The following is a 23,867-nucleotide window of genomic DNA, read 5'->3' as shown; positions in this document are numbered from 1 at the left end:
CAGGCTTTTTGCAGAGTGCTCGGTTGTTTATTCCGTCACCGACGTCGTAGTGTTGCGGTCCACGATGGCCGCCATCAGCTCGGCTTCGCAAACCAACTCGTCATCGACAAAGGCGCGTCCCGCCATTTTGCACATCGAGCGGCGGCTGGCGGTCAGCTCGACCTCGAAACGGATGGTGTCACCTGGCGTGACAGTCTTGCGGAAACGGACATTGTCAATGCCGGTGAAATAGACCAGCTTGGCATTGGGATCGGTCTCCGTGTTGAGGAGGAGGATGCCGCCCACCTGGGCCATCGCCTCGACCACCAGGACCCCCGGCATGATCGGCTTGCCGGGAAAATGTCCCTGGAAGAAGGGCTCATTGAAGCTCACATTCTTGATGCCGATGACGTGCTCCTCCGGGACCAGATCGATGATGCGGTCGACGAGGAGGAAGGGATAGCGGTGCGGTAGGATCTTGAGGATGGCCTCCTGGTCGAGAAAGACCCCCTTGTTGTCGCTCTTGTACTTGGAGCGGATCAGTTTCTTTTTATATTCCTTGCGGATGAGTTTGACCAGTTCGGCGTTGGCGGCATGGCCGGAGCGGGCGGCCATGACATGAGCCTTGAGGGGCATGCCCAGCAGGGCAAGGTCGCCGATGAGATCCAGCGCCTTGTGGCGCACCGGCTCATTGGGGTAGCGCAGGGTCTTGCCGTTAAGGATGCCGTTGGTGGAGAGGGTGACCTTTTCGTCGATTTCGAAGAGTTCACGCAGTTCGCCGAGTTCATCCTCGCTCATTTCGCGGTCGATGATGACCACGGCGTTGTCGAGGGCGCCGCCGCGGATGAGATTGGCCCTGCGCAGCTGCTCGACCTCGCTGAGAAAGCAGAAGGTGCGGGCGGCCGCGAACTCGGTGGCGAACTCTTCGTAGAGGGAGTACATCGCTGTATATTGCGTGCCCAGGGCCGGGTTTTTATAATCGACCATGAAAGTGATACGGAACTCGTCGGAGGGAAAGACGACGATGTCGATGCCACGCTCGGCGTCGCGATAGGCAATGGTTTTATCGATCACCAGGTAATCACGCGGCGAATCCTGTTCATCGAATCCGGCCTTGAGCAAGATCTCGACGAAAGGCAGGGCGCTGCCGTCACCTACCGGCGGCTCGTTGCCGTCGACCTCGCAAATGAGGTTGTCGATTTCGAGGCCGCTGACGGCGGCGAGGACATGCTCGACGGTGTGGACTCGGGCCTCGCCGATGCCGATGGTGGTGCCGCGTGAGATATCGATGACGTGATCGACATCGGCCGGGATGACCGGGCTGTCTGGCATGTCCACGCGGCGGAAAAGGATGCCGGTGTTGGCCGGAGCGGGGACGAAGGTGATTTTGGTTTTATTGCCGGTGTGGAGTCCGACGCCGGCATAGGAGACGGGGTGTTTAATCGTGCGCTGATTTTTAATCATTCATCCTCCAGATTTCCATGCCGTGCCTGGTCGCACGGTGCTTCGCGATGCGCGTCCGCCGAATGGGACAAAGCGGCGACCTCTTTTTCGAGCTGTTTGACCCGTTTCAGCAGCTCCGGGAGCCGGGCCAATCCGGCCTCTTCCCGCATGGCCTGCATGTGCGGCCGCGCGGGGTAGCCTGAATAAAAGAGCCCCTCGGGGATATCCTTGGTCACCCCGGCCTGGCCGCCGAGGACCACACGATCGCCGATATGAAGATGGCCGGATATTCCAACCTGTCCCCCCATCCGGACATAAGCGCCCACCTTGGAACTGCCCGAAATCCCCGCCTGTGCGGCGATGGCGGTATGGCTGCCAATCTCGACATTGTGAGCAACCTGGATGAGGTTGTCGAGCTTGACCCCGGCATGAATGACGGTCGCCCCCAGGGTGGCACGGTCGATGGTGGTGTTGGCACCGATCTCGACATCGTCCTCGACGATCACGATCCCGGTCTGCGGGATCTTGTGATAGCACCCCTCCTTGAAGGCAAAGCCAAAGCCATCCGAGCCGATAACGGCGCCACAGTGAACGATTGCGCGCGCGCCGATCCGGCAGCGTTCGCGCACCGAGACATTAGCGTAGAGCACCGAATCTTCGCCGATCTGCACCTCATCGCCGAGGACGACCCCGGGATGAAGCTGAGCACGGGGGCCGAGGCGGCAGTTGCGGCCGAGAACGACCAAGGGCCCGACGGCGCAATCGGGGCCGATCTGGCACCCCTCGCCGATAACCGCTGTCGGATGGATGCCGGCGGGGAGTGCCGGGGGACCGCCATAGAGGCGTTCAACCACCTGGAGAAAGGCGTAGTAGGGATCGGCGCAGCGCAGCAGGGTTTTGCCGCAAGCTGGAAAGTTCTCGGCGACCAGCACCGCTGAAGCGCCTGTCTCATCGATGTATTTTTCGTATCTGGGATTGGCGATAAAAGAGAGCTGGCCGTCCTGAGCCTCCTCGATCTTGGCCAGTCCGGTGATCTCAAGGGTGTCATCGCCATCGATGACGGCGCCAACCCAGGCTGCGATCTCTGCAAGACGATAGGCCATATGCAATCCTTAAAAAGCTCTCCGCTGGATGAAACAATGGGGATGGGCGACTAATTCCACCGCTCCGGCTGCGGCGTGCGGCGGCGGCGTCATAAAAGCCGAAACACGGCACACCTGGGAGAGAGCGGAGGTCCGGCCGTGCCAGCGCCGTTCCCGGCCAGGGCCGGGACCGCTCTCTTGGGGGTGTCCGTGTCGTATCGGGTCCTGATACCGCCGGCCGGGCATGGCCGGCGGTGCGGACCGGGGTATGCTACCTGGACGTCTTGGCGGGCGTCGGTGTCGTCTTGGCTGGGAGGCCCTTCTCCAGCTCGGCGAGAACCTCATCGGTCAGATCGATCTGCTTCGGGCTGGCGTAAACGATATTGCCGTTGACGCTATCGAAGACAAAATCATAGCTTTGCTCAGAGGCGATCTTTTTGATAGCCGCATTGATCTTGTCAAAAATAGGCTGCATCATCTCTTCCTGTTTCTTGTAGAGTTCGCCGTTCTGGCCCCACTTTTCCGACTGGTACTGCTGGATCTTCATGTAAAGGCTTTGCAGTTCCTGCTGCTTCTCCTGTTTGCGCTCATCGCTCAGGAGCAGGGATTGGGATTCCAGCTGCTCGCCGAGGTCCTGGAACTGCTTTTGCATCAGTTTGGCCTCTTCTTCCCAACCGGCGCTGATCTTGTTCAGGCGCTCCTGGGCATCCTGGGCTTCCTTGTAGGTCGCGATGATCTTTTGCGAGTTGATGTAGGCCAGTTTCTGCGCAGAGGCGGCGCCGGCGCAAAAAACCAGCGCGGCCGCGGTGACAAGAACCCATTGCATTTTTTTCACGATTACCTCCTGGTATTGGGTATGTAAGTGGAATAATGATTTCCGTCAGAAGCTTCGTCCAAAGACGAAGTGCATCTTCCATTTGGGGTCGGGGTTCCCCAGGGCATCCACCCGGTCGAACCCGTAGCCGTAATCGAAGCCGATGATGCCGATCATGGGCATATAGACGCGTCCACCGATGCCGACCGAGCGCTTCATGGCGAAGGGATTGGCAAGGCGGAAACTGGACCAGGTTTTGCCCGCCTCGGCGAAAAGCAGGGCAAAAATGGTCGGATTGGGCGCGATGGGAATGCGCAGTTCAGCGGTGTATTTCAGATAGGATTTGCCTCCTGCCTCGATATAGGATGTGCTTTCGCCGAGCGGGTCGTCGTAACCGCGCAGGGGGATGGAGCGCGAGAGGCCGTCGCCGCCCATGAAAAAATATTCCAGATACGGGATCCGGGAATTGTTGCCGATGGTTTGCATATAGCCCGCCTGAAAGCTCGAGTACAACACCAGCTTCCAGTATGAGGGCATGAACCAGTCCATGCGGAAGGTATGTTTGTGGAAATCGACGTTGCCGCCAAGAAAGGTTCCGCTCAGCTCGTTGGTCAGGGTGATTTCCGATCCCGCAGTCGGGAATTCGGGACGATCGAGGCTGTTGCGGGTGACGATATGGGTGATGCTGCTGCTGGTCAAGGGCCAATCCTGGGTGACGATACCGTTGGGGTTGGCGGCGATGTAGTACGAATTGAAATCCGAGAGCGTCGTTTCATCCAGTCCGTAAATGAAGTCACTGCGGAAAAAGTTATCCGGCCAGGTCAGATCGCGTCCGAGCCGCATGGAGAAGCCCCGGCTCGCCTGTTTGTAGCCATAATAGGCAGCATCGCGTTTGGTGTCATATACGGAAACACCTGCCAGGGTCGGGGTGTCCCTGAGCCACGGTTCGGTGAAACCGATGTTGAAGGATCGGTAATAGCGCCCGAAATTCCAGTCGAAGCTCAGCCGCTGGCCGTTGCCGAAGAGGTTGGCCATGGCCAGGCCGAGCGAACCGATGAATTTGTCGACCTCGGAATAGCCGGCGGACATGTTGGCGGTATCGGTCGACTTTTCATCGACCTTGAATTCAAGATCGACCTTCTCTTCATCGATGGGATTGACCTTGGGTTCGACGTTCGCGAAATAGTTCAGCATCCACACCTCGCGCTGGCTGCGTTCGAGGAGGGTGCGGCTGAAGATGTCGCCCGGCAGGATCTTGAGTTCGCGGCGGATGACCTTGTCCTTGGTGCGGGTATTGCCGCTGATGGTGATCTCGTTGACGCGGGCTTGTTTGCCCTCATTGACGGTGAAATCGATGTTCAGCACATTGTTCTCAGCCACCACCTCGGTCGGTTCCACCTGGGCATAGATGTAGCCGCGGTCATAATAGAGGGAGCCGATATGTTTCTGCAGGGCTTCGTCGAGTTTTTTCTTGCTGTAGGTCTCGCCCGGGGCGAAGCCGAGATTGGCGGTCAATTGATCATTGGTGAATACGGTGTTGCCCTTCCAGGTAACGTTGCCGAAGGTGTACTGATCCCCTTCCTGCACCCAGATATCGATGAACATATCGCTGCGGTCGGGGCTATAGGAGAGGGAGTCGCGCAGGATTTCGGCGTCCCGGAAGCCGTGATTGAAATAGAAATCGAGCAGTTTGCCCTGGTCCTCGGCGTATTTTTCCCGATCGAAATCGGCCCCGCGCCACCAGCGGTCTTCCTTGGTCTTTTTCATCTGCTTGCGCAGGCGGCTGGTGGAGAAATGATTGTTGCCATGAAAACGGATCTTTTCGATCTGGACTTTGCTGCCCTCATCGAAGACAAAACGGACCAGGACGCGGTTGCTGTCCTCGCGGCTGACATATTGATTGACCTTGACCTTGGCCAGGAGGTAGCCCTTTTCCTTATATTTGTCGTAAATCTTGGATTTGGCGCGGCTGATCAGGGTGGGGCTGACCACCTGACCAGGGTAGAAATTGAGTAGGGTCTCGATATCGCCTTTTTTCAGCTTCTTGTTGCCTTCGATCTCCACCTTTTCCAGGCGGGGATTCTCCACCACCTTGATCGTCAGATAGGCCCCGTCGGCCACCTCACGGTCCACAACGATTTCGACATCGGCAAAAAGCGCGAGACGCCAGAGCCGGCGTATGGCCTCCTGAATGCCATCGCCAGTGACCTCGCTGCCGACATTCAGACCGGAGCTGAGACGGATCATGCTCGCGTCGACCGTCTTGTTCCCCTCCACAGAGAGGCCAAGGATTTTAAGCGATCGTTTCTGGGCAAAACCCGTCAAAGGCAAGATCAGCAGGAGCAGCACAAGAGGGATGTATCTACGATGGTGCAGCAAGGTCATGAGGTTTCAGCCTTTTCCAGTTTGATTAAAACTTTTAAATTTAATAAATTCTAATATTTTTGTAAAGAGAAATATTTCAAAAGGGCGGCTGACCCCGTAATTCCGATCGGAATCCATGGCGTTCCTTCCGTTGCTTCGCCTTCCGGTTGTACTTCATCTTACTCTTACAAAGCCATTAAGTTCCCTTAAAAGGTGCTTGCCGCACCGCGCTCCGAAACCGCTCCGCCGCCTGCGGCGGCCCAGGCGATAGTCGAGTCGGGAATCGCCTGAGAATGGATTGGAATCGCGGAAAAAAGGGAGGGCTGGATCACCCGGTGACCTTGCCGAAGCGGCGCTCGCGGTGCTGGTAGGATTCGATTGCATCAAAAAACTGATCGTGGCGGAAGTCCGGCCACAAGATCGGGGTGACGTAGAACTCAGAATAGGCGAGCTGCCAGAGGAGGAAATTGCTCAGGCGCATCTCGCCGCTGGTGCGAATAAGAAGATCCGGGTCGCCGATCTCTGCGGTCTGGAGATGGCGGGCAAAGAGCGCTTCATCGATCTGATCCGGGTCGAGACGGCCGGCGGCCACTTCGCGAGCCAGCGCCCGGGCCGCCTGGGTGATCTCCTGGCGACCGCTATAGCTCAGGGCGATATTAAGCACCAGGCCGGTGTTCTTGCGCAGCCGGGCGGTCACTGCATTGAAACCTTGACGCGGCGTTGCTGGTAGTGCATCGAGATCGCCGATCACAGTCAGGCGGACGTTGCTGCGATCCAGCTCATCGGCCTCACGGCGCACGGTCCGCACCAGCAGGGACATCAGGGCGCTCACCTCGGCGCGCGGCCGCGCCCAGTTCTCCGAGGAGAAGGTATACAGCGTCAAAGCCTTGACTCCCAGGGCACCGGCGGCCTCGACGCAAGCCCGCACCGATTCAATCCCCTCCTTGTGGCCTTCAGTGCGCGGCAAGCCGCGACCCCGGGCCCAGCGACCATTTCCATCCATGATCACCGCAACGTGGCCTGGCACGTTGCCTCGCGCGATGATTCGATTGACACGCTCCTGATCGATCACAAGATACTCGCCGTCTGACACCGTACTGCACTGATAACTTGTTCGCCGCGACAGAGCGCGACGGCTATGTGTAGTAATAATAAACGCAAAATTTGCATGAGATTCAAGGCAAAAAAAAGCCCCACAGCGCGTGCGGGGCTCGCAGGGGAAAAGACTGGCTACTTGCGGAGCTGTTCGGCCTTGTTGAAGAATTCGGCGCCCTTGGTCTGATCGCCGATGTTGATATAAGCGACGCCCAGGTTGTAATAGATCGCCGAGTTATCCGACTTGACGGCAATTGCCTTTTCCAGGAAGGGGATGGCCGCTTTGTAAAAATCCTTCAGCTTGGCCACATCGGCATCCGAGACGGTCTGCTTGGCGGTCTCCTTCTCAACGAGGCTTTTGCGCAGATCATCGGCCATGGTCAGATAGGCATTGCCAACATTCAGATTGGCATCATAGTCCTCGGGATTGAGGGTGATGACCTTCTGAAAAAGCTCGATGGCCTTGTCATATTCCTTGTTGAGATAGTGGAGGCGGGCAAGGTTGAAAAGCAGGTCCTGGTCATTGGGATTCTTGGCCAGGGCGGTCTCATAGGTTGCCAGTGCCTTGTCGTTCTGGCCGCCGAGATCGTAGGCCATGGCCAGGTTTGAAATGGCATCCAGATTGGCCGCATCAATAGCCAGTGTCCGCTGTGCGGTCTCTTCAGCCTTGGAGTAGTCCTTGGCTTCCATGTAGAGGCGGGTTACCTCGTTGAGGATGGTGACCTCTCTGGGATTGACGGTCAGATACTTTTCATAGGTCGCGATGGCGCTTGGGGTATTGTTGCTGCGCAGATAGGAATAGGCCAGGTTTTTGTAGGCCTCGACGCGGCTGGGATCGATTTGAATGGCGGAGGCGAACTCATTGATAGCGCCTTCGAGATCCGCAGTCTGCCCCTCTTTGGCGTTCACCTTGGAAACGCCTTGATTGAAGGACGACACCCAGTACTTCTCGCGGGTGTTCTTGATCTGCGTTGCGAAGGTGGGTGCCAGAGCAAGAGACGCATTGAACATCTGGTTCATTTTATCCCACATCCCCTTGTTGCCGTACCCTTCGCCGAGGAGATAGTGCGCCTCGGGATCTTTCGGGGTGATCTGAATGGCCTGTTCGAGTTGTTCGATGGCCTTGTCCCAGTTGTTCTGGCTGATGTACACCTTGGCTGAGGTCACCTCTTTGGTCGGGCATCCGGTCAGCGTCAGAAGAGCGACCAGCATGACGAGCGGCAGGATGCGAGAGAAGAATGTTTTCATTTTGAATGCTCCCGAGTTAAGGTTGAATATTATATTAAGAAATTTACTATAAAAATATTTTTTAATCAAGCTTTTAGTTCAATTATTGCCAAACTTTCATCGTAGGGGGGCCGGAGGATACCCTTCTCGGTGATGAAGGCATCGATCAGCTTGGCCGGGGTGATGTCGAATGCGGGATTGAGGACGGGGACGCCTTCAGGCACCACCCGCAGGCCGCCGCAAATTTCGATCTCAGCCGCACTGCGCTGTTCGATCGGGATGTTGTCCCCGCTGCGAATCTCGGGATCAAAAGTGGAGAGCGGGGCGGCGATATAAAAGGGAATGCGGTAATGCCGCGCGAGAACCGCCAGGCCGCAGGTGCCGATCTTGTTGGCCGTATCCCCGTTGCGGGCGATGCGGTCGGCGCCGACGATGACCATCTGCACCAGCCCGCGCGCCATGGCATAGGCGGCCATATTGTCGCACAGGACAGTCACCGGGATCTCTTCCTCAGCCAGTTCCCAGGCGGTGATGCGGCTGCCCTGCAGCAAGGGTCGGGTCTCACAGGCATAAACCTGCACCTTCTTGCCTGTCTGCATGGCGCTGCGGATGATGCCGAGGGCGGTGCCATAGCCGCCGGTTGCATAAGCGCCGGCGTTGCAGTAAGTCATCACCGAGCTTGTCTGCGGCAGCAGGCCCGCGCCCATCCGTCCGATCGCACGGCAGCGTTCGACATCATCGGCATGGATCTGCTGCGCCTCGGCCAGCAAGGCCCGTTTGATTTCGCGCAGCGGCCGGCTGAGCAAGCGCATCAGGGCGGCCCGCATGCGCTCGAGAGCCCAGAAGAGATTGCGCGCGGTCGGCCGTGCATGACCAAGAGCTTCGAGGGCCTGATTCACGGTCTGGAGGAACGAGGGACGGTCCGATTCCTCAAGATACCAGATCGAAAGGACCACGCCATAAGCCGCGGCGATGCCGATGGCGGGGGCGCCGCGGACGTTCATCTCCCTGATCGCTTTGACAATCCCCTGATAATCGGAAATCTCGAGTAGGACCAGCTCTTCGGGGAGTCTGGTTTGATCCAGGATCCGAACCCGGCCGTCATGCCAGGCGATCCCCCGCAGCTCATCCATGGTTGCGCTCCTCTCCTGCCGGCAAATGACGAATGATGGCATCAACGACCCGCGCGCTGGCCCCCAGATTCTCCCGGACCATCTTCAAGGCCTCCTCCCCGCTGGTCTGGATAGTCTCACCCTGCTCAAGAAATCTCTCGAGCAGGCGCTGCATCTCCTCGGTCGTCGTGATTTCGATACCGCCGCCGCGGCGTTTTAGTTCGGCGGCCTCAAGCGAGTTGATGTGGCGGGGTCCAAAGGCGACGGCACAGCCATGGGCCGCCGGCTCCAGTACACTGTGCACGCCCGGGCCAAAGCCGCCGCCGACAAAAGCAAGCCTCCCCAGGGCATAGAGATTGGCGAGCAAGCCGACGCGGTCGATCAGGAGCACGCGAAAGGGGACGGCCGGATCAAACCCGGCAAGACGCAAGAAGGAGACCTCGGCCGCAGCAAGCGTCGTCTCGATGCCGTGGAGGTGTTCTTCGGTGGTCTCATGCGGAGCAATGATCAACGTCAGATCAGGATCCCGCTGCAGCCCTGCGATCAGGGCGGGCAGGATCACTCTTTCATCGCTCGGCCAGGTACTGCCCGCGACTATACAGCGATCGCGCCGGAACCGTCCGCTCGCGCGCAACATCTCGATCCTTCCGGTTTCCAGTGCCCGCAGGTTCACCTGATCATAACGGGTGTCCCCGCTGACCGCTATCTTGCCCGGTTCAGGATAGATCCAGCGGAAAGGTACGACATTTTCTGCCGTGGTCACCAGGATTTCGGCGAAAGTCGCATAGACCGGCCGCAGCACGCCGCGCGCCAGCCGCACCGTACGCAGCCGCTGCGGCGTGAGGCTGGCGTCGACCAGGAGCGACGGGATATGACGGCGCTGCAACTGGTGCTGCATATTGGGCCAGATGTCGTGGCGGATGATGAGATGCACGGCGGGCTGCAAGATGTCGAGGAAGGCTCCGGTACTGCGCCAGGAATCAAGAGGCAAGTAGGTGATGAGATCCGCCTCGGCGTATTTCTGGGCGGGCTCGAAGCCGGATGGCGAGAAAAAAGAGAGCACGATCCTGCACTGCGGCAGGCGGCCGCGCAAGACCCGGACGATCGGCTTGGCCTGTTCGAACTCGCCCAGGGAAGCCACATGGATCCAGATGCGCGGCGCATCAGGGGGCAGCCCGGCGCAGAGCCCCCGCAGTCGCGGCAGGAGATCACGGCGTCCGGCGAAACCCCGCGCTATTTTACGGTTGAACAGTGAGGCGATGCGAATGATGAAGGAAAAGAGGGGGATGAAAATCCCATTATAGATCAGCAAGATTATGGGCTGCATGCTTGTTAGAGGATTGGTGCCAAAGGATCAGACCTCCCCTTGCAGGGAGGTCTGCCGGAATCAATGTTTTTTGCGGTATGCGCGCAGATCCTTGTAATCAGCGCCGACGACAAATTCGACATCGCTTTGTGCGGTTTTGCTTTCGATGGTCAGGATGCGGTCGCGGGAAACGCCCACAATCGAGGCAATCCGCTCGACCTCCTTGTTCTCGACCTGCCCGCGATTGATCAGGACCGATTTTTCGTAATCGAAAGTTTCCGCATTTCCAACTGCGACGACATTGTACTGTTTCTCGCGCAGGGCATCGGCGAAGACGTTGGCGACGCCCTTGACGCCGCAGCCGTTGAGCACGGCAACGCTGGTGGTGCTGCTGTTAACGATGGTGGTCGGCGTACCGCCGGCTGGCAGCACGATCTTTTTCACCAGGGAGGCGATGAGGACGATATTAACGACCAGGAGCCCCCAAATGAGAATGTCTTTGCCGCCCTTTTTGAAAAAGCCGGCGGCGGGACTCGAACTCCGTGCCGGCTTTTGGTTCGCAGGCCGTTTGACGTACACTTTTCTGGTGGCAAATGCTCTCTTGTTCACTGCCTTTTTCCTTCCCATTAACCCGTAATTATTTGCCGCGCGATACCGCCCCACCCCCAAATAAAGATTTGATATCAATAAAGATATAAAAAATAGCGAGAAAAACAACAATTAATTTGGCTTTTTTGGGGTTTTCCCATCAGTCATTTTTAACGGCAAGCCGCATGTTATCGATCAGCCGCGTCCGGCCGATATAGACAGCGAGCAAGGCCTGGACGTCTGCGACAATGTGCTGGACGGGCTCCAGGGTATCGGGATCGACGAGGGCGATATAGTCGATCCGGCTGGAGGCTATTCCATCGATGAGAATCCGCATCGCGGCGATAATTTGGCCGGCATCCCGTTCTCCGCTCCGGACCAGTGCTTCCGCGAGGCGCAGGGCATGGTAAAGCACTGTGGCTTCGGCGCGCTGCTGCGCTGAGAGATAGCTGTTGCGAGAACTCATGGCCAGTCCGGAGGACTCGCGTACAATCGGGGCGACCTCAATCGCAATGCCGAAGCAGAGATCCCGGGTCATCCGCCGCACGACAGCGGCCTGTTGGTAATCCTTGGCCCCGAAGACGGCGATGTGCGGTTTGGCGAGATGGAAGAGAAGGGTGACCACCGTCGTCACTCCGTCAAAATGGCCGGGGCGGGAGGCGCCGCAGAGCCCCGCGGTGAGTCGCTCCACGTGGACGCTGGTCTGAAATCCGGAGGGATAGAGATCGGCTGCTTCGGGCACGAAGAGGAGATCCGTCCCCTCCCGGGTGACGAGCGCCTTGTCCTTCTCGAGATCGCGGGGGTAAGCGGCGAAATCCTCATTCGGGCCGAATTGGATCGGATTGACGAAAATGCTGACGACGACGCGGTCCGCCAGCTCGCGCGCGCGCCGGATGAGACTGGCATGACCCTCATGGAGAAATCCCATGGTCGGCACTAGGGCGATTGTCAAACCTTGGCTGCGCCAAAGATCAGCCTGGGCCCGCATTTCCTCGGGGCGGACGATCACGGTGAGAGCGGAATCGGACATCCACCTGCTCCTCTACAGTTCAATAACTTTCGTCGGGGCCGGGGAAGGCGCCGCTGCGTACCTCCTCCGCGTAGCGGCCGCAGGCCTGGCGTACGACCGCGGCCAGCTCGGCGTAGCGACGCACGAATTTGGGACGGAACGCTTCAAAGAGCCCAAGCATGTCGTGGGTGACCAGAATCTGCCCGTCGCAATGCGGGCCGGCCCCGATTCCGATGGTCGGCACCTCCAGCTCAGCGGTGACCTTTCGGGCCAGCTCCGCTGGGATCTTCTCCAGCACCAACGCGAAGATGCCGGCTTGTTGCAGCGCCTGGGCATCGACGCGGAGCTGCTCCGCCGCCCAGGTCTCGGTCGCCTGCACGGGGTAGCCCCCAAACCGGTGCACCGACTGCGGCGTCAACCCGAGATGCCCCATGACCGGCATGCCGGCCTGGACCAGTTGCCGAACCGTGCCGGCGATGGTTATGCCGCCTTCAAGCTTGACTGCATCGACTTCCGCCTCCTTGAAGAAGCGGCCGGCATTACGCAAGGCCTCCTCTGCGGAAACCTGATAGGAAAGAAAGGGCATATCCGCAACCAGCAGGGCCGTCCGCACGCCGCGGCGCACCATGCGGCTGTGGTAAAGCGCCTCCTCCATGGTCATCGGCAGGGTCGATTCGCGGCCGGCGCAGACCTGCGCGGCAGAATCCCCGACCAGAATTACATCGATACCCGACTCCTCAAGCAACCGGGCAAAGAGGGCATCATAGGCCGTAAGCGCGACGATCTTGTCGCCGCGTCGTTTGTAATCAATCAGGGCGGGTACGGTAACAGGGTGCGGTTGATCCGGGTTCATGGTATGACCCTTGTTAGGGGGCACGGCCGGCTTATATGCCGGTTAAAAGCTGCCCGAAAGGGTAAAGCGATTGAGAACGCCCAGAGCGCCCATGGAGCTGATGGCGTAGTCGATCCGGTAGTCGCGCCAGACGGTACCGAGTCCCAGGGCGGCGCCGGCGAAACGATCGTTCGATTGATCGACGTGCAGCTCTCTTCCGGACTGATCGTAGCCAAGCCGCAGGAAGACGTTCTCATAGACGGTGAACTCGCCGCCGAGAGCACCGTGCCATTCCTCATCCGAATATTTATAGAGCTGCAGACTCAGCACCAGGGGCAGATGAGCAAGTCCCTTGGAGAGACCGAAGCGGAAGACCGCGGGAAGCGGATCCTTGCGAATGATATAGGCGCTGAGAACCTTGCCGGCGTTCGCAAAACTGGCGCCAATCGCCAGCTGCTGGCTGGGGATGCGGTAGATCAGGCCGCCATCGAAGGCCACGGCGTCCGAGGCGTAGTCATCGATTGCGGCGCGGACATACTTGATCGCAAGGCCGACGGCAAGATGGGGCAGTGGCTGCAGGCCATAGCCGCCAGTGAAGGCAATGCTCCCCGCATGAAACTGGCCAAGATCCTGGTTGTCCTGATCACGTTTGTCAAAGTCCCCATAATCCATATAATCGATGGCGGCGGCGGCAGTGCCCGGGCCGGTACGGGGCTGCAGGTAGACAATGTGACCAGCATTGAAATCGAGGAGATGGTGGAGGTAGCTGAAACTGCCGGAACGACTGCCGGTGAAGGCGATAATGGCAGGATTGTAATGTATGGCACCGGGGTCGGGGGAGACCGCTACCATGGCGCCGGCCATTCCGGCGGAACGCGCGCTGGTGTGCGTCTTGAGAAACTGAAAGCCCGCCGTTCCGCCGGGAGTGGAGGCCAGGCTCGCTGTGCCCATAGCCGTCAGCGCGAGGGCCAGGATCCATTGTTTCATGAGTTTTTCCAGATTCGGGTTCATTGCCCTGCCTCCACGCCAGAAATAGCATGAGCCACCTGTCGGAATCGAACCGACGACCTGCTCATTACGAGTGAGCCGCTCTACCGACTGAGCTAAGGTGGCTTTGCATAGGTTTCGTATTTTAAATCTTGATAATTTATATAACTATATGATTGGAATCAAGCAAAAAAATGCCCCTGGAGGGACCCCGGCGACTGCTTGCAGCTCGTATCACGGTGTATCCCCCTGCTGCAGGTAATAAAAAACCGTCAGGCCGATGCTCACCACCACCAGGCCGACGACGATGGCCATGACCACGACCATGCCGATCATCGCGATAATCTCACCGCCGGCCGAGGTCGCTTTGCGGCGTTTATACTGGTCGAGGATGGCGTCATAAAACATCTTGCCGCTGAAAAGGATGAAGAGCAGAATACCGAGGACGACGCGGCTGAAATCGACCGCCTCCTCGCCCGCGTTGCGCAGCGGGAGAAGCAAATAGATCACGGCGCCCCATTTGGCCAATTCGAGCAGCCAGGGGCCGATTTTTATCCATAGGCGTTTCAAAATCGCCCCGCCATGTCGGACATCCAGAAGGCATTGCGCAGGTGCATCAAGCCGGCTTCACCCTGGCGGAGGTCGATGGCGATGACATCGAAACGGCAGTCCTGGTTTTCGCAGTGGTGCTGGTGGATCCAGGTCAGAGCGGCGCCGGCGATGCGGCGCTGTTTGCGCGGGGTGACCCAGCTCTCCGGCCGACCAAAGGAATCCGATGAGCAGGTTTTGATCTCGACGAAGAGCAGCACCTCCCGCTCGCGGGCGATGAGATCGATCTCGCCATGCCGGGTGCGAAAGTTGCGCGCAAGGATCGTGCAACCCTGCTGCTGGAGGTAGCGGGCAGCCTGCTCCTCGCCCGCCCGGCCCACACGCTGCTGACGGTTCAGTGGATCCGCCACTCAGAACTCCTCAAGCGCTTTGGGGTGAAAGGAACGGCGATGCACCGGCGAGAGTCCGTAGCGGCGGATGGCTTCAATGTGCGCCGCAGTCGGATAGCCCTTATGGGCGGTGAAGCCGTACTCGGGATAGTGCTGATGCAGTTCTATCATCATCCGGTCCCTGGTTACCTTGGCGATGATGGAAGCAGCGGCGATACTCTGGCTCAAGCTGTCGCCCCGGACGATCGCCCGGGCCGGGGTATTGCTCTGCGGCACGCTGCGGCCGTCGACGAGGAGATAATCCGCCTCGGGATCGAGGCGGGCGATTGCTCGTTCCATGGCCAGATAGGTCGCATGCAAGATATTGAGGCGGTCGATCTCCTCATGCGAGGCCATGCCGACTCCGATAGCGAGGGCAGTCGCCATGATTCCCGTGAAGAGCAACTCCCTGCGGGCGGCAGAGAGCTTTTTTGAATCGTTGATCCCGGCGATGACCGCGGTTTCCGGAGCGAAGAGTACCGCCGCAGCGACGACGGGGCCGGCCAGGGGACCGCGGCCCGCCTCATCGATCCCGGCGACGTGGCGGAATCCCGCCTGCCACAACTCCCTTTCATGATATAACCAATCCATGGCTGAGCAAATTTCCCGTCTCATCGGTTCTGTTGAGTTTGACGGCTCCGCCGCTGCAGCGCCCCCTCAGGGCCGCAGGCAGCGCAGGGAGTCGCCGTTGGTTGCAAAGAGCACCGCCCCGGACTCGTCGGTGCGAAACACACGGGCGCCGCTTGCCTGCCAGCGAGCGACTACGGCAGGCGAGGGCAGATCGTAGCGGTTGCCGCGCCCCACCGAGATCACCGCGTAGCGCGCCGCCGTGGCGGCCAGCAGGGTGTCGGTGCTGGCGGTCGAACTGCCATGGTGGGCTACCTTGACTACATCACTACGAAGCAGTTCACCGTTTTCCAGCAGGCCTGCTTCACCCGCCTCCTCAATATCGGAAAGGAAGAGAAAGCTCCGGCGCCCATACTGGAGCCGGATGATCATTGAACCATTGTTCTCATCCCAGGGTTCCCCACCGTCGCCGCCCGCATGCAAGATTCTCAGCCAGGCGCCCGGCGCCGGAAAGAGATCGTTCCCTGTCAGTCCGGCATGAAACGGTACCCCGAAACACTGGGCGAGGCTGTCGAGGCTGTGGAATGCCGGTAGAGCTGTGCCGCCGGGGTGGTATAGCGTCCGGACTCTTCTCCGCCGCAGCAAGGCCGCCACGCCACCGGCATGGTCGCTGTGCGAATGGGTGACCAGCGCCGCATCGACGGCCCGAATACCATGGCGGCGCATCCAGGGCAGCAGGATGCGCTCGCCGCAGTCAAGGCGCTCGTTCGCCTCCCCCCCATCGATGAGCAGGTGCACCCCGTTGGGGAAGGCGAGCATCGCCGCGTCGCCCTGGCCGACATCAAAAAAGAGCACCTGCGCCTGACACCGCGGCCGCAGCGCCTGAGTCCAGATCCAGCCGTTCGCGACAACCAGCATTGCCAGGAACCAGCCCCTGGCTATCCGCGGCCGTGGCCAGGAGAGCAGCCCGCCAAGCGCCAAATACCAGAGTGCCAGCAACCAGAGCGAGGGGGTAGCCACCTCAAGGACGGCACCTGGCACATCGGCAGCCCCCTTGACGATGGCAGTGAGCAGATGCAGGAGAAGCCAGTCGCACTGGAGAAAGATGAAACCGGCCCAGGGTGAGATCAACGCCGCTCCAACCGCGGTAAAACCGGTCATGACGATGAGCGAGGCCAGCGGCACAACCAACAGATTGGCCAGGAGACCGAGCAGCGGCAAGGTATTGAAATACCAGACCGTCAACGGCAAAGTGGCCGCCTGGGCTGCCAGGCTGACCATCAACAGCTGCAGCGCCGCTTTGCGCCACGAATGATCCCAGCGCCGCCACCAGACGATGTGATTGGCCGCCCACTGATCGAGATGCCGGTAGATCAGCAGAATGCCAAGGGTCGCCGCAAAGCTGAGCTGAAAGCCCGCCGCGAACAGGTCGAGCGGGTTGCCGAGCAATATTACAAAGGCGGCCAGGGCGATGGCGTTGACCGGGTCGAGTTTTCTTTGCAGCGCTGGCGCTGCAAGCACCAAGGCGGCCATGACCGCCGCGCGCACCACCGGCGGAGCCGAGCCGGTGACCTGGACATAGAGCCAGAGCGCCGCCAGCAGCAGCGGCAACCGGGCCCGGTGGGGAATCCGCAGGACGTTGATACAGAGCAGAAGCGTGGCCAGGACGAAGCCGACATGGAGCCCCGAGACCGCGAGGATGTGGACCACCCCAACCGCGCTGAACTCCTGCCGCAGTTCATCATCGATATCGGAGCGCACCCCGACCAGGAGGGCGCGAAGCAGGGCGCGGCTCTCGCCCTCGAGGCCGCTATCGATCACACGGAGGATGTGCTCGCGGACGGGGCGCACCAGCAAGCGCTGGATCCAGGGATCCCGGTCGCGCTCCAAGAGCAGCAAACGGGCCGGGCTGGAAACGGAAAGCTGGGTATGGATCCCCTGGCTGGCCAACCAGGCGCGGAAATCAAATGCACCTGGATTGCCGGCGCCTGCCGGCGAGCGCAGCATCCCCTTGGCCACCAGCCGGTCCCCCTGCCGCAGTGTCAGGAGGGTATCGTAATAGATGACCCGCGTCCGGCCGCGGGCGGCGAACCCCTGCTCTTCGCTCCAGAGCGAATCGATCTCAAGGCAGAAGATCTGCCGGTCGCCCCTCCATTCGACGGGACCGGAAATGGTCCCTTCGAGGTTCACCAGGGCGGGCCAGTCCGCCACCCTGCGCACGTCATTTCGCGGTGTCAGCTGCAAAAGGAGAGCCAGACGCAGCCATCCGGCGCAGAAGAAGGCGAGGAGGACGGCAGCCGTGAAGAGGAGCGCGCTCCAGCGCCGCATGCCGATGAACGCAGCGGCCAGCAAGAGGACAAGGCTGAGGGCAGGAATCAGCCAGGGGAGGACGCTCCAGCGTGCCCAGACGATGCCCGCGGCAAAGGGGAGCAGAATTTTAACGGCAGGTCTGCCGTGCAACAGGGACCGCATGAAAGCCTCGCGATGTTGCGGGATAGTTATCTACTGTGCAGCGTGAGCTACGCCGGCAGCATGGCCGCAAGAAGCAGGGCAAAGAGGAGAAATCTTATAGGAGCTGATTTTTCCGCGCCCATTTTCCGCAAGGAGGAGATCGGGTTTTGAAAGGCGGGCAGATAGGGGAATATATTAAAAAGCAAGCTTAATGTAAAGAGCTTTTCTGCTGCAGAAGCCACGCGTGTAGCGCCACGATGCGTGCTTGCAGCGCGGTCAGATCGCCGCTGTTATCCAGGACGTAATCGGCGCGGCGGCACTTTTCCTCCTGGGGGAGCTGGGCGGCCATCCGCTGTTCCGCCTCGGTGCGCGAGAGCCCATCGCGGGCCATGGTCCGCTCGAGGCAGAGGGCGCTCGGTGCAAAGACGGCCACGACGCAGTCGAGCTCCCGCTCGAAACCAAGCTCGAAGAGGAGGGCGGCATCGACCAGGAGGTAAGGTGCTGCGCTTTGCCTGGGGGCCTGCTGCATCTGGCGGCGGACGATGGCGAGCATGGCGGGATGAACGATGGCATTGAGCCGCTGTCGTGCCGCCGCATCAGTGAAAACGATGCGCCCGAGAGCGCGGCGGTCGAGCGCCCCGGCCGCTGTCAGGATCTCCGGGCCAAAAACCGCGCGCAGCCGCAGCAGCACCGCCGGGCGCTCGACCGCCGCGCGGCCGGCCAAATCCATGTCGATCACCGGGATCTCCCAGGCGGCATGCAGCATCCGCGCCACTTGCGATTTGCCGCAACCGATCACCCCCGTCAATCCAACTCGCAGCACGGAGCCCTCCTACCGGACCACGGCCAGTTTTCCGAGATGATCTTTGCCTCCGGCGGTCACTCGGTAAAGATAGATTCCGCCAGGCACAAGCCGCCCGGCCTCATCGCGGCCATCCCAAACCAGACCGCCATCGCCGTTCTCCTCGTTGAGCAAACGCACAGTCTGGCCGGCGATGGTTAGGATGCGGATCTCGCATTCGGCGGGAAGATCGGCGAAGGTGATCCCCTCAGGATCAACGCCCATCCGGTAGGGATTGGGAAACGTATGGACGGCATCGAGGGTCCGGGCGGTGAACAGCAGCTGGATCACATCCCCCCGTCCGGGCACCAGTGCCACACCCGCGGCGCTCCGCAGACCGCTCACCTTGATCGTCAACGGCTTGCCGACCGCTCCCCAGGCGACGCTGCCGGTGATGTGAAGACGGACTGAGCGGTTATCGGGGGCGATCGCTTCCGCCCAAGCGACATATAGGCCCGTGCCCGGATTGTAGTTGTCGCGCGCCTCCAGCCCACTCTTCTCCATCGGTTCGTTGAAGGTGAGCTCGACGATCCCCCGGGCCGGTGCGCTGACATTGCTGAGATAGGGGGTGCTGGCCGGGGCACTGACGCTGAACGCGCACCCGGCGCGGGTGGTGTCGATGGGGAGGCCGTCAAGGTCCGCCACCTGGCGGACCTCCACCCGGTAGCGGCCGGCCGGCAGTGGCGCCGCCAGATTGAGCAGCACCCCGCCGCCCGAAGCGAGCGGCAGCGCGGTGTTGGGATGACCAACCTCCGGCGTGATGAGGTAATTCCGGCTGTTCTGAAGCATGCCGGCATCCATCGCTGTGCTGAAGCGCAGATGCAAGGTGCGCTCGCCCGTCACCGCAGCCGACAGCAGCGCTGGCCGTACCCCAGGGCGCGCTGCGACCACCGCAGAGCGCAAACTCACGGCAGGGGTGCGCGCCGAATCCTCGGCGGCGACGGCATAGTGATAACGCACCCCCGGCTGCACCAGGCTATCCCGGAAAGCGGGCTGCAGCACCCTCGCAAACAGGGCGAGACGATCCTCTGCCGGGCCGCGGTAGAGAAGGTATGCCTGCGCGCCCGGTACAGCGGACCAGGAGAGATCGACCCTGGTGGCATCGAACGGCCGGGCCAATAATCCCACCGGCATGGCCGGGGCGGACAGGTTCTCCACCAGCACCCAGGGATGGATGGCCTTGCCATCACTGAACCAGCACTCCCGCAGTGAATCGCCGTCGCTGTCGACGACCGTCACGGCATTGGCTTGAACGGTAGCCGTATGAAAGCTCAGCGCATATCCGCCCTCCGGCGTATATTCCGCCAGGTAGAGATCCGGATAGACGGCCATGAAAAGCTCGTCGCGCCCGTCGCCGTCGCTGTCGCCGCTCGAAACCCCGCTCTCGAAATCTTTGGACGACTCATAGCCGAAAAAGCGCCACTCTGCGGCCACCCCGTAATCATTATCTCCTCTCTTGTCGTAAATGCGATAGCACCAGTGGCGGCTGTCATAGGTGTGCTCGGTATTCAGGTCGGGATCGGAGTGGCAGCCGGCCGCGAATTCCGGATCGCCGTCCCCGTCAAAATCGCCCGCTGCAATGAAATCGACCGCATCGAGGAGAGGCAGCCGCTCCTGCCAGGTCAGGGTGAAGCGGTTCCCGTCCATCTCATAGATAAATAGGTCGCCGTCGCTATCGCCAAGGAGGATCTCGCTGCGACCATCTCCGTCAAAATCACCGGTTTCGCAATGCGGCACCCCGTAGAAATTGTCGCCCCGGCTGGGATTGGAGAGGACGGCAATGGGGGTAAATTCACCCTTGCCCGTGCAACGCCAGACCTCGAAATCATCGGAGGCATTGCTGCCAGAGCGGACCACGCGCATGATCAGCTCGCCGCGTTTGTCGCCGTCGAGATCCGCCAGACGGCTCCCCCAGTATTGCAGATTGCTGTCGCCCTGCCACTTGCGCACCAGCGACAGGCTCAGCGGGGCGATGCCGTTGACCTCATAGAGCCAGGTCGTAAAACCATAGCCGGTCAGCAGTTCGAGGCGGCCGTCGCCGTCGCTGTCGCCGATGCTGCGTGGGATGGCGGGTTCCTGGAGGGCCAGGAGCTGTCGCAGCCCCCCCACGCCATCCTGGCTGAAGAGCGCGGTTACAAGGCGATTGGGGTTCTCCTCATAGCCGAGGATGATCTCGGGACAGCCGTCTCCATCAAAATCGGCTGTACGGTCGAGGAGATGGCCATGCGGCAGGCTCGCTCCCAGGCGCGTATAGCGCATGGTATTTAGGGGGGGTTGGCCAGGATCCGCCTGCAGCAGTGTGTCGCCGGTCGTTTGCAGGCCCGCGGTGTTGGCGGCCCGGACTTGCAGTTCGAGCGGCATGGCGGCCATCTCCCGCGAGACGAGGAACCGGGATTGGCGGGTGCGATAGCCCATCGGCTCTTCCTGCCAAGAATCGCTGCTGCCGGCGCGGCGATACAGGACGGCGCCCTCGCAGAGATCGTCGGTATCAAACTGGAGAAGAGCGGCGGGGTACTCGGCATCGTAGAGGCCGAGGAGCGCGATCCGGGAGAGCACCGGCGGGCTCTGATCGATGAAGATGCGCACCTGGGACTGTTCGAGGGTGCCGTTATGATTCTGCACCCGCAGGCGTAGGGTAAAACTGGTATCCCGGGCTGGCGGGTTCGTCCAGACGCCGAGCAAGCCGTCCAGGACGCGGCTGGTCTGCGGCGCGGCGACCGGCGACCAGGCGGCCGGGTTATCGCCCATGCCCCATTCCAGGGCGTAGCTTCGCAGCGATGAGGTCCAGGCCGAGCCGTAAATTTCGATCGGTCCCTTCCGGAAGCCTTCATCCAGCCAGGGTGCGCGGATGCGGACAGCCGACTCGATCTGCGGCGCCAGGGCGCGCGCAAGATTGAGCCGACCGGCACCGTAATAGACGTCCCATCCCTGCAGGCCCAGATCGTCGGCGGTGGTGGTGAGAATGCTGCGCACTGCGTCCGGCGAGCGGCTGCCATCCTGAGAGAGCAGGAGTGCTGCGGCCGCTGAAACAAAGGGGGCGGAGAAGGAGGTGCCGCTGAGGGACGAGTCGTACAGCGCGTGCCGCACGGTCGTGAGAATGTTGACGCCCGGAGCGACCAGATCCACAGAGGGGCCGTAATTGGAGAAACTTGCGAGCTGGTCGGTGGCATCGGTCGCGCCGACGGAAATTGTACAGGCGAAGGCAGAGGGATAATGGATTGCATCGGTAGCGCTGTTGCCGGCGGAAGCGACCAGAACGACCTGCATGGCCGCGGCATAATGGAGGACATCATCCAACAATTGCGAAATGAACACATCGCCCCAACTCATGTTGACTACGGCGGCGCCGTTGTCGATGGCATAAAGCAGGGCGGCTGCGACGTCATCCTCCTCACCGTTGCCCGCCGCCGTGAAGGCGCGCAGATTCATCAGCCGGCAGCCGGGCGCCAGCCCGGCGATGCCCAGGCTGTTATTGGCCGTGGCGGCGATGATGCCGGCCACCGCCGTGCCATGGCCCATCTCGTCCATCGGATTATTATCGCGCTCGCGGTAGTCGCCGCCGTCCGGATAGTTGGGAGCATCGGTGAAATCCCATCCCTGCACGTCGTCGACAAAGCCGTTGCCGTCGTCATCGATCCCGTTATAATCGAGGGAATCGGCGCGGCCGTTGCCATTGAGATCCTCGCCGGGATTGATCCAGAGGTTGGCCGTCAGATCGGGATGGGTGTAATCGATGCCGGTATCGATGACGCCGACCACCACGCTGGAGCGGCCGCGCTCGATCTCCCAGCCCGCAGCGGCCGCAACCTTGTTCAGGGCGTACTGTCGGGAGATCAGGGGATCGTCGGGAAGCCAATCCGGATGGAAGGGGCGATTGATCGCGGCGCTGGCGACCTGTGGCGCGGCGCGCAGTGCCGGCAGGAGGGCATTGGGATCCGTTCCTGCGGAGAGGGTGATAAGGAGCCATTTGCCGAGTTCGGCTCTCGCTGCGGCCGCCTCCGCACCGGCTCTGGTCAGGGAAGTTCCGGTTTCGACGAAGGGGTGCCAGTCGGCGATCTCCGGACGACCGGTCCAGTCGCCGAGCGGCAGCACGGAGGATTTCTGCAGTCCTTTCGCATCCGCAAGCGGCAGCAACGGGGTCTTGAGTTTGACGAGTAACGTGCTGCCTGGGGCAGCGGCGGCCGCGGGCCAGACGGCGGCCAGGGTCGGCAGCAGCAACAAAGAGCACAGCATGCGGGGAAGGGGCCGGTTCATGATCTCAGCTTTTCCTAACCGTTTCTGCAAGCCAGCGTACGCCCAGGACCATTCTCAGCAGCAGGGCGATGAAGAAGGTGCCCAGTCGGTCACGCGGAGTGCGGTCGTGCATGGCGAAATAGTCGATAAAAGAGCGCGTGGAGGTCACCAGCATCCGCCGGCGGTCGCGGCGGATGCTGGCCCCCTTGTGATGGTAGACAAAAACCTCGCTGCAAAAGCGAATCCGCCAGCCCGCAGCGCGAATCCGTTCGCACCACTCGACATCGCTGAAAAACATAAAAAAGCGTTCATCCAGCAGGCCGATCTGCTCCAGCACCTGCCGCCGCGCCAGCAGGAAGGCCCCCTGCGGCTGATCGACGTAGATGCTGGTGCGATGATCGAACTCGCGCATCTTCCAGTCGCGGTAGCCGCAGTGCCGCGCCAGATGGACCAGCCCGGTGCTTTCCATCACAACATCCAGCTTGCGCGGGAAGCGGCGACATGAGGGCTGAATCCGGCTGTCCGGATATCGCAGCTGCGGCGCAACGACCCCGATCTGCGGATCGGCGTCGAGTTCACGCAAAAGGAGAGGGATCACCCCCGCCGGGATGATGACATCGGGATTAAGGAGCAGGATCCGATCGCCCTGGCACTGCGCCAGCCCCTGGTTGACCGCTGCCGTGAATCCCCGATTAGTACGGTTGAGGATCAAGTCAAATCGGGGAAAGCGGCCGGCGAGATCGCGCCGGGCAGCTTGCAGCCACTCAGCCGTGCCATCGTTGCTGGCATTGTCGACAAGATGAAGGTGCGCTTCGCAGGATGCCAGGGTGGGATCCAGCGCTTCGAGGCAGGCGTCGATTTCGGTGCGGTTGTTATAGGTGACAATGACAACGGAGAGGATCACAGCCGTTCAATTCCACCGCTAAGATCTGTCCGGCGCCGCGGCAGCTCCGCGAGCCG

The 23,867-nt window shown here is 60.8% G+C and carries 19 protein-coding genes and 1 tRNA gene; all 20 read right to left on the bottom strand.

What is annotated here, in order from left to right; all coding sequences use genetic code 11:
• Positions 1-27: 27 nt before the first annotated feature.
• On the bottom strand, positions 28-1,443 hold the full coding sequence (locus PLH32_12500; protein ID HQJ65426.1) for a bifunctional UDP-3-O-[3-hydroxymyristoyl] N-acetylglucosamine deacetylase/3-hydroxyacyl-ACP dehydratase: 1,416 nt from the start codon (positions 1,441-1,443) through the stop codon (positions 28-30).
• On the bottom strand, positions 1,440-2,525 hold the full coding sequence (gene lpxD, locus PLH32_12495) for a UDP-3-O-(3-hydroxymyristoyl)glucosamine N-acyltransferase (GenBank protein ID HQJ65425.1): 1,086 nt from the start codon (positions 2,523-2,525) through the stop codon (positions 1,440-1,442). The genes PLH32_12500 and lpxD overlap by 4 nt, the downstream gene beginning before the upstream one ends.
• 250 nt (positions 2,526-2,775) lie before the next feature.
• Positions 2,776-3,330 carry an OmpH family outer membrane protein gene (locus tag PLH32_12490; protein HQJ65424.1) on the bottom strand — a complete coding sequence of 185 codons (555 nt, stop codon included), beginning with the start codon at positions 3,328-3,330 and terminating at the stop codon, positions 2,776-2,778.
• Between the two features lie 54 nt (positions 3,331-3,384).
• On the bottom strand, positions 3,385-5,703 hold the full coding sequence (gene bamA / locus PLH32_12485) for an outer membrane protein assembly factor BamA (protein ID HQJ65423.1): 2,319 nt from the start codon (positions 5,701-5,703) through the stop codon (positions 3,385-3,387).
• A gap of 307 nt (positions 5,704-6,010) precedes the next feature.
• The gene (locus tag PLH32_12480; protein ID HQJ65422.1) at positions 6,011-6,754 is read right to left on the bottom strand and encodes an isoprenyl transferase; all 744 of its coding nucleotides are present in this window, start codon (positions 6,752-6,754) and stop codon (positions 6,011-6,013) included.
• Positions 6,755-6,912: 158 nt separating this feature from the next.
• Positions 6,913-8,025 (bottom strand): tetratricopeptide repeat protein, encoded by a 1,113-nt coding sequence (locus tag PLH32_12475; GenBank protein ID HQJ65421.1) that lies wholly within the window; start codon positions 8,023-8,025, stop codon positions 6,913-6,915.
• A 65-nt stretch (positions 8,026-8,090) separates the two neighbouring features.
• Positions 8,091-9,137, bottom strand: coding sequence for an S-methyl-5-thioribose-1-phosphate isomerase (gene mtnA, locus PLH32_12470; GenBank protein ID HQJ65420.1), 1,047 nt, complete (start codon positions 9,135-9,137; stop codon positions 8,091-8,093).
• Positions 9,130-10,428 carry a glycosyltransferase N-terminal domain-containing protein gene (locus PLH32_12465; protein HQJ65419.1) on the bottom strand — a complete coding sequence of 433 codons (1,299 nt, stop codon included), beginning with the start codon at positions 10,426-10,428 and terminating at the stop codon, positions 9,130-9,132. The genes mtnA and PLH32_12465 overlap by 8 nt, the downstream gene beginning before the upstream one ends.
• Before the next feature lie 75 nt (positions 10,429-10,503).
• On the bottom strand, positions 10,504-11,031 hold the full coding sequence (locus tag PLH32_12460; GenBank protein HQJ65418.1) for a LytR C-terminal domain-containing protein: 528 nt from the start codon (positions 11,029-11,031) through the stop codon (positions 10,504-10,506).
• Between the two features lie 139 nt (positions 11,032-11,170).
• Entirely contained in the window at positions 11,171-12,040 is an 870-nt protein-coding gene (gene panC, locus PLH32_12455) for a pantoate--beta-alanine ligase (protein HQJ65417.1), read from the bottom strand.
• Between the two features lie 19 nt (positions 12,041-12,059).
• Positions 12,060-12,872: a 3-methyl-2-oxobutanoate hydroxymethyltransferase gene (gene panB, locus PLH32_12450; GenBank protein HQJ65416.1), complete on the bottom strand. Its 813-nt coding sequence runs from the start codon at positions 12,870-12,872 to the stop codon at positions 12,060-12,062.
• A gap of 42 nt (positions 12,873-12,914) precedes the next feature.
• A complete protein-coding gene (locus tag PLH32_12445; GenBank protein HQJ65415.1) occupies positions 12,915-13,862 on the bottom strand; it encodes a PorV/PorQ family protein in 948 nt (315 codons plus the stop codon).
• 29 nt (positions 13,863-13,891) lie between these two features.
• Positions 13,892-13,964, bottom strand: a tRNA-Thr gene (locus tag PLH32_12440).
• Between the two features lie 108 nt (positions 13,965-14,072).
• Positions 14,073-14,408 carry a hypothetical protein gene (locus PLH32_12435; GenBank protein ID HQJ65414.1) on the bottom strand — a complete coding sequence of 112 codons (336 nt, stop codon included), beginning with the start codon at positions 14,406-14,408 and terminating at the stop codon, positions 14,073-14,075.
• A complete protein-coding gene (locus PLH32_12430; protein ID HQJ65413.1) occupies positions 14,405-14,797 on the bottom strand; it encodes a YraN family protein in 393 nt (130 codons plus the stop codon). The genes PLH32_12435 and PLH32_12430 overlap by 4 nt, the downstream gene beginning before the upstream one ends.
• Complete coding sequence (locus PLH32_12425) at positions 14,798-15,430, bottom strand: ribonuclease HII (GenBank protein HQJ65412.1); 633 nt, start codon at positions 15,428-15,430, stop codon at positions 14,798-14,800. It lies immediately after the preceding gene.
• A gap of 42 nt (positions 15,431-15,472) precedes the next feature.
• On the bottom strand, positions 15,473-17,854 hold the full coding sequence (locus PLH32_12420; protein HQJ65411.1) for a DNA internalization-related competence protein ComEC/Rec2: 2,382 nt from the start codon (positions 17,852-17,854) through the stop codon (positions 15,473-15,475).
• A gap of 187 nt (positions 17,855-18,041) precedes the next feature.
• A complete protein-coding gene (gene coaE, locus PLH32_12415; protein HQJ65410.1) occupies positions 18,042-18,656 on the bottom strand; it encodes a dephospho-CoA kinase in 615 nt (204 codons plus the stop codon).
• 9 nt (positions 18,657-18,665) lie between these two features.
• The gene (locus PLH32_12410) at positions 18,666-22,928 is read right to left on the bottom strand and encodes a S8 family serine peptidase (protein HQJ65409.1); all 4,263 of its coding nucleotides are present in this window, start codon (positions 22,926-22,928) and stop codon (positions 18,666-18,668) included.
• A gap of 4 nt (positions 22,929-22,932) precedes the next feature.
• Positions 22,933-23,811, bottom strand: a complete 879-nt coding sequence (locus PLH32_12405) for a glycosyltransferase family 2 protein (protein HQJ65408.1) — start codon at positions 23,809-23,811, stop codon at positions 22,933-22,935.
• Positions 23,812-23,867: the final 56 nt, after the last annotated feature.

Source organism: bacterium, from assembly GCA_035419245.1.
Taxonomy (GTDB): Bacteria; Zhuqueibacterota; Zhuqueibacteria; order Residuimicrobiales; family Residuimicrobiaceae; genus JAKPUX01.
The sequence above is the reverse complement of the archived record's forward strand: the minus strand, read 5'-3'. Positions and strand labels throughout refer to the sequence as shown.

What these genes read in the sequence shown, in the direction of transcription:
- PLH32_12500 (HQJ65426.1), bottom strand. Translation starts at nt 1,443, where the DNA reads ATGATTAAAAATCAGCGCACGATTAAACACCCCGTCTCCTATGCCGGC.
- lpxD (HQJ65425.1), bottom strand. Translation starts at nt 2,525, where the DNA reads ATGGCCTATCGTCTTGCAGAGATCGCAGCCTGGGTTGGCGCCGTCATC.
- PLH32_12490 (HQJ65424.1), bottom strand. Translation starts at nt 3,330, where the DNA reads ATGCAATGGGTTCTTGTCACCGCGGCCGCGCTGGTTTTTTGCGCCGGC.
- bamA (HQJ65423.1), bottom strand. Translation starts at nt 5,703, where the DNA reads ATGACCTTGCTGCACCATCGTAGATACATCCCTCTTGTGCTGCTCCTG.
- PLH32_12475 (HQJ65421.1), bottom strand. Translation starts at nt 8,025, where the DNA reads ATGAAAACATTCTTCTCTCGCATCCTGCCGCTCGTCATGCTGGTCGCT.
- mtnA (HQJ65420.1), bottom strand. Translation starts at nt 9,137, where the DNA reads ATGGATGAGCTGCGGGGGATCGCCTGGCATGACGGCCGGGTTCGGATC.
- panC (HQJ65417.1), bottom strand. Translation starts at nt 12,040, where the DNA reads ATGTCCGATTCCGCTCTCACCGTGATCGTCCGCCCCGAGGAAATGCGG.
- panB (HQJ65416.1), bottom strand. Translation starts at nt 12,872, where the DNA reads ATGAACCCGGATCAACCGCACCCTGTTACCGTACCCGCCCTGATTGAT.
- PLH32_12445 (HQJ65415.1), bottom strand. Translation starts at nt 13,862, where the DNA reads ATGAACCCGAATCTGGAAAAACTCATGAAACAATGGATCCTGGCCCTC.
- PLH32_12425 (HQJ65412.1), bottom strand. Translation starts at nt 15,430, where the DNA reads ATGAGACGGGAAATTTGCTCAGCCATGGATTGGTTATATCATGAAAGG.
- PLH32_12420 (HQJ65411.1), bottom strand. Translation starts at nt 17,854, where the DNA reads ATGCGGTCCCTGTTGCACGGCAGACCTGCCGTTAAAATTCTGCTCCCC.
- PLH32_12410 (HQJ65409.1), bottom strand. Translation starts at nt 22,928, where the DNA reads ATGAACCGGCCCCTTCCCCGCATGCTGTGCTCTTTGTTGCTGCTGCCG.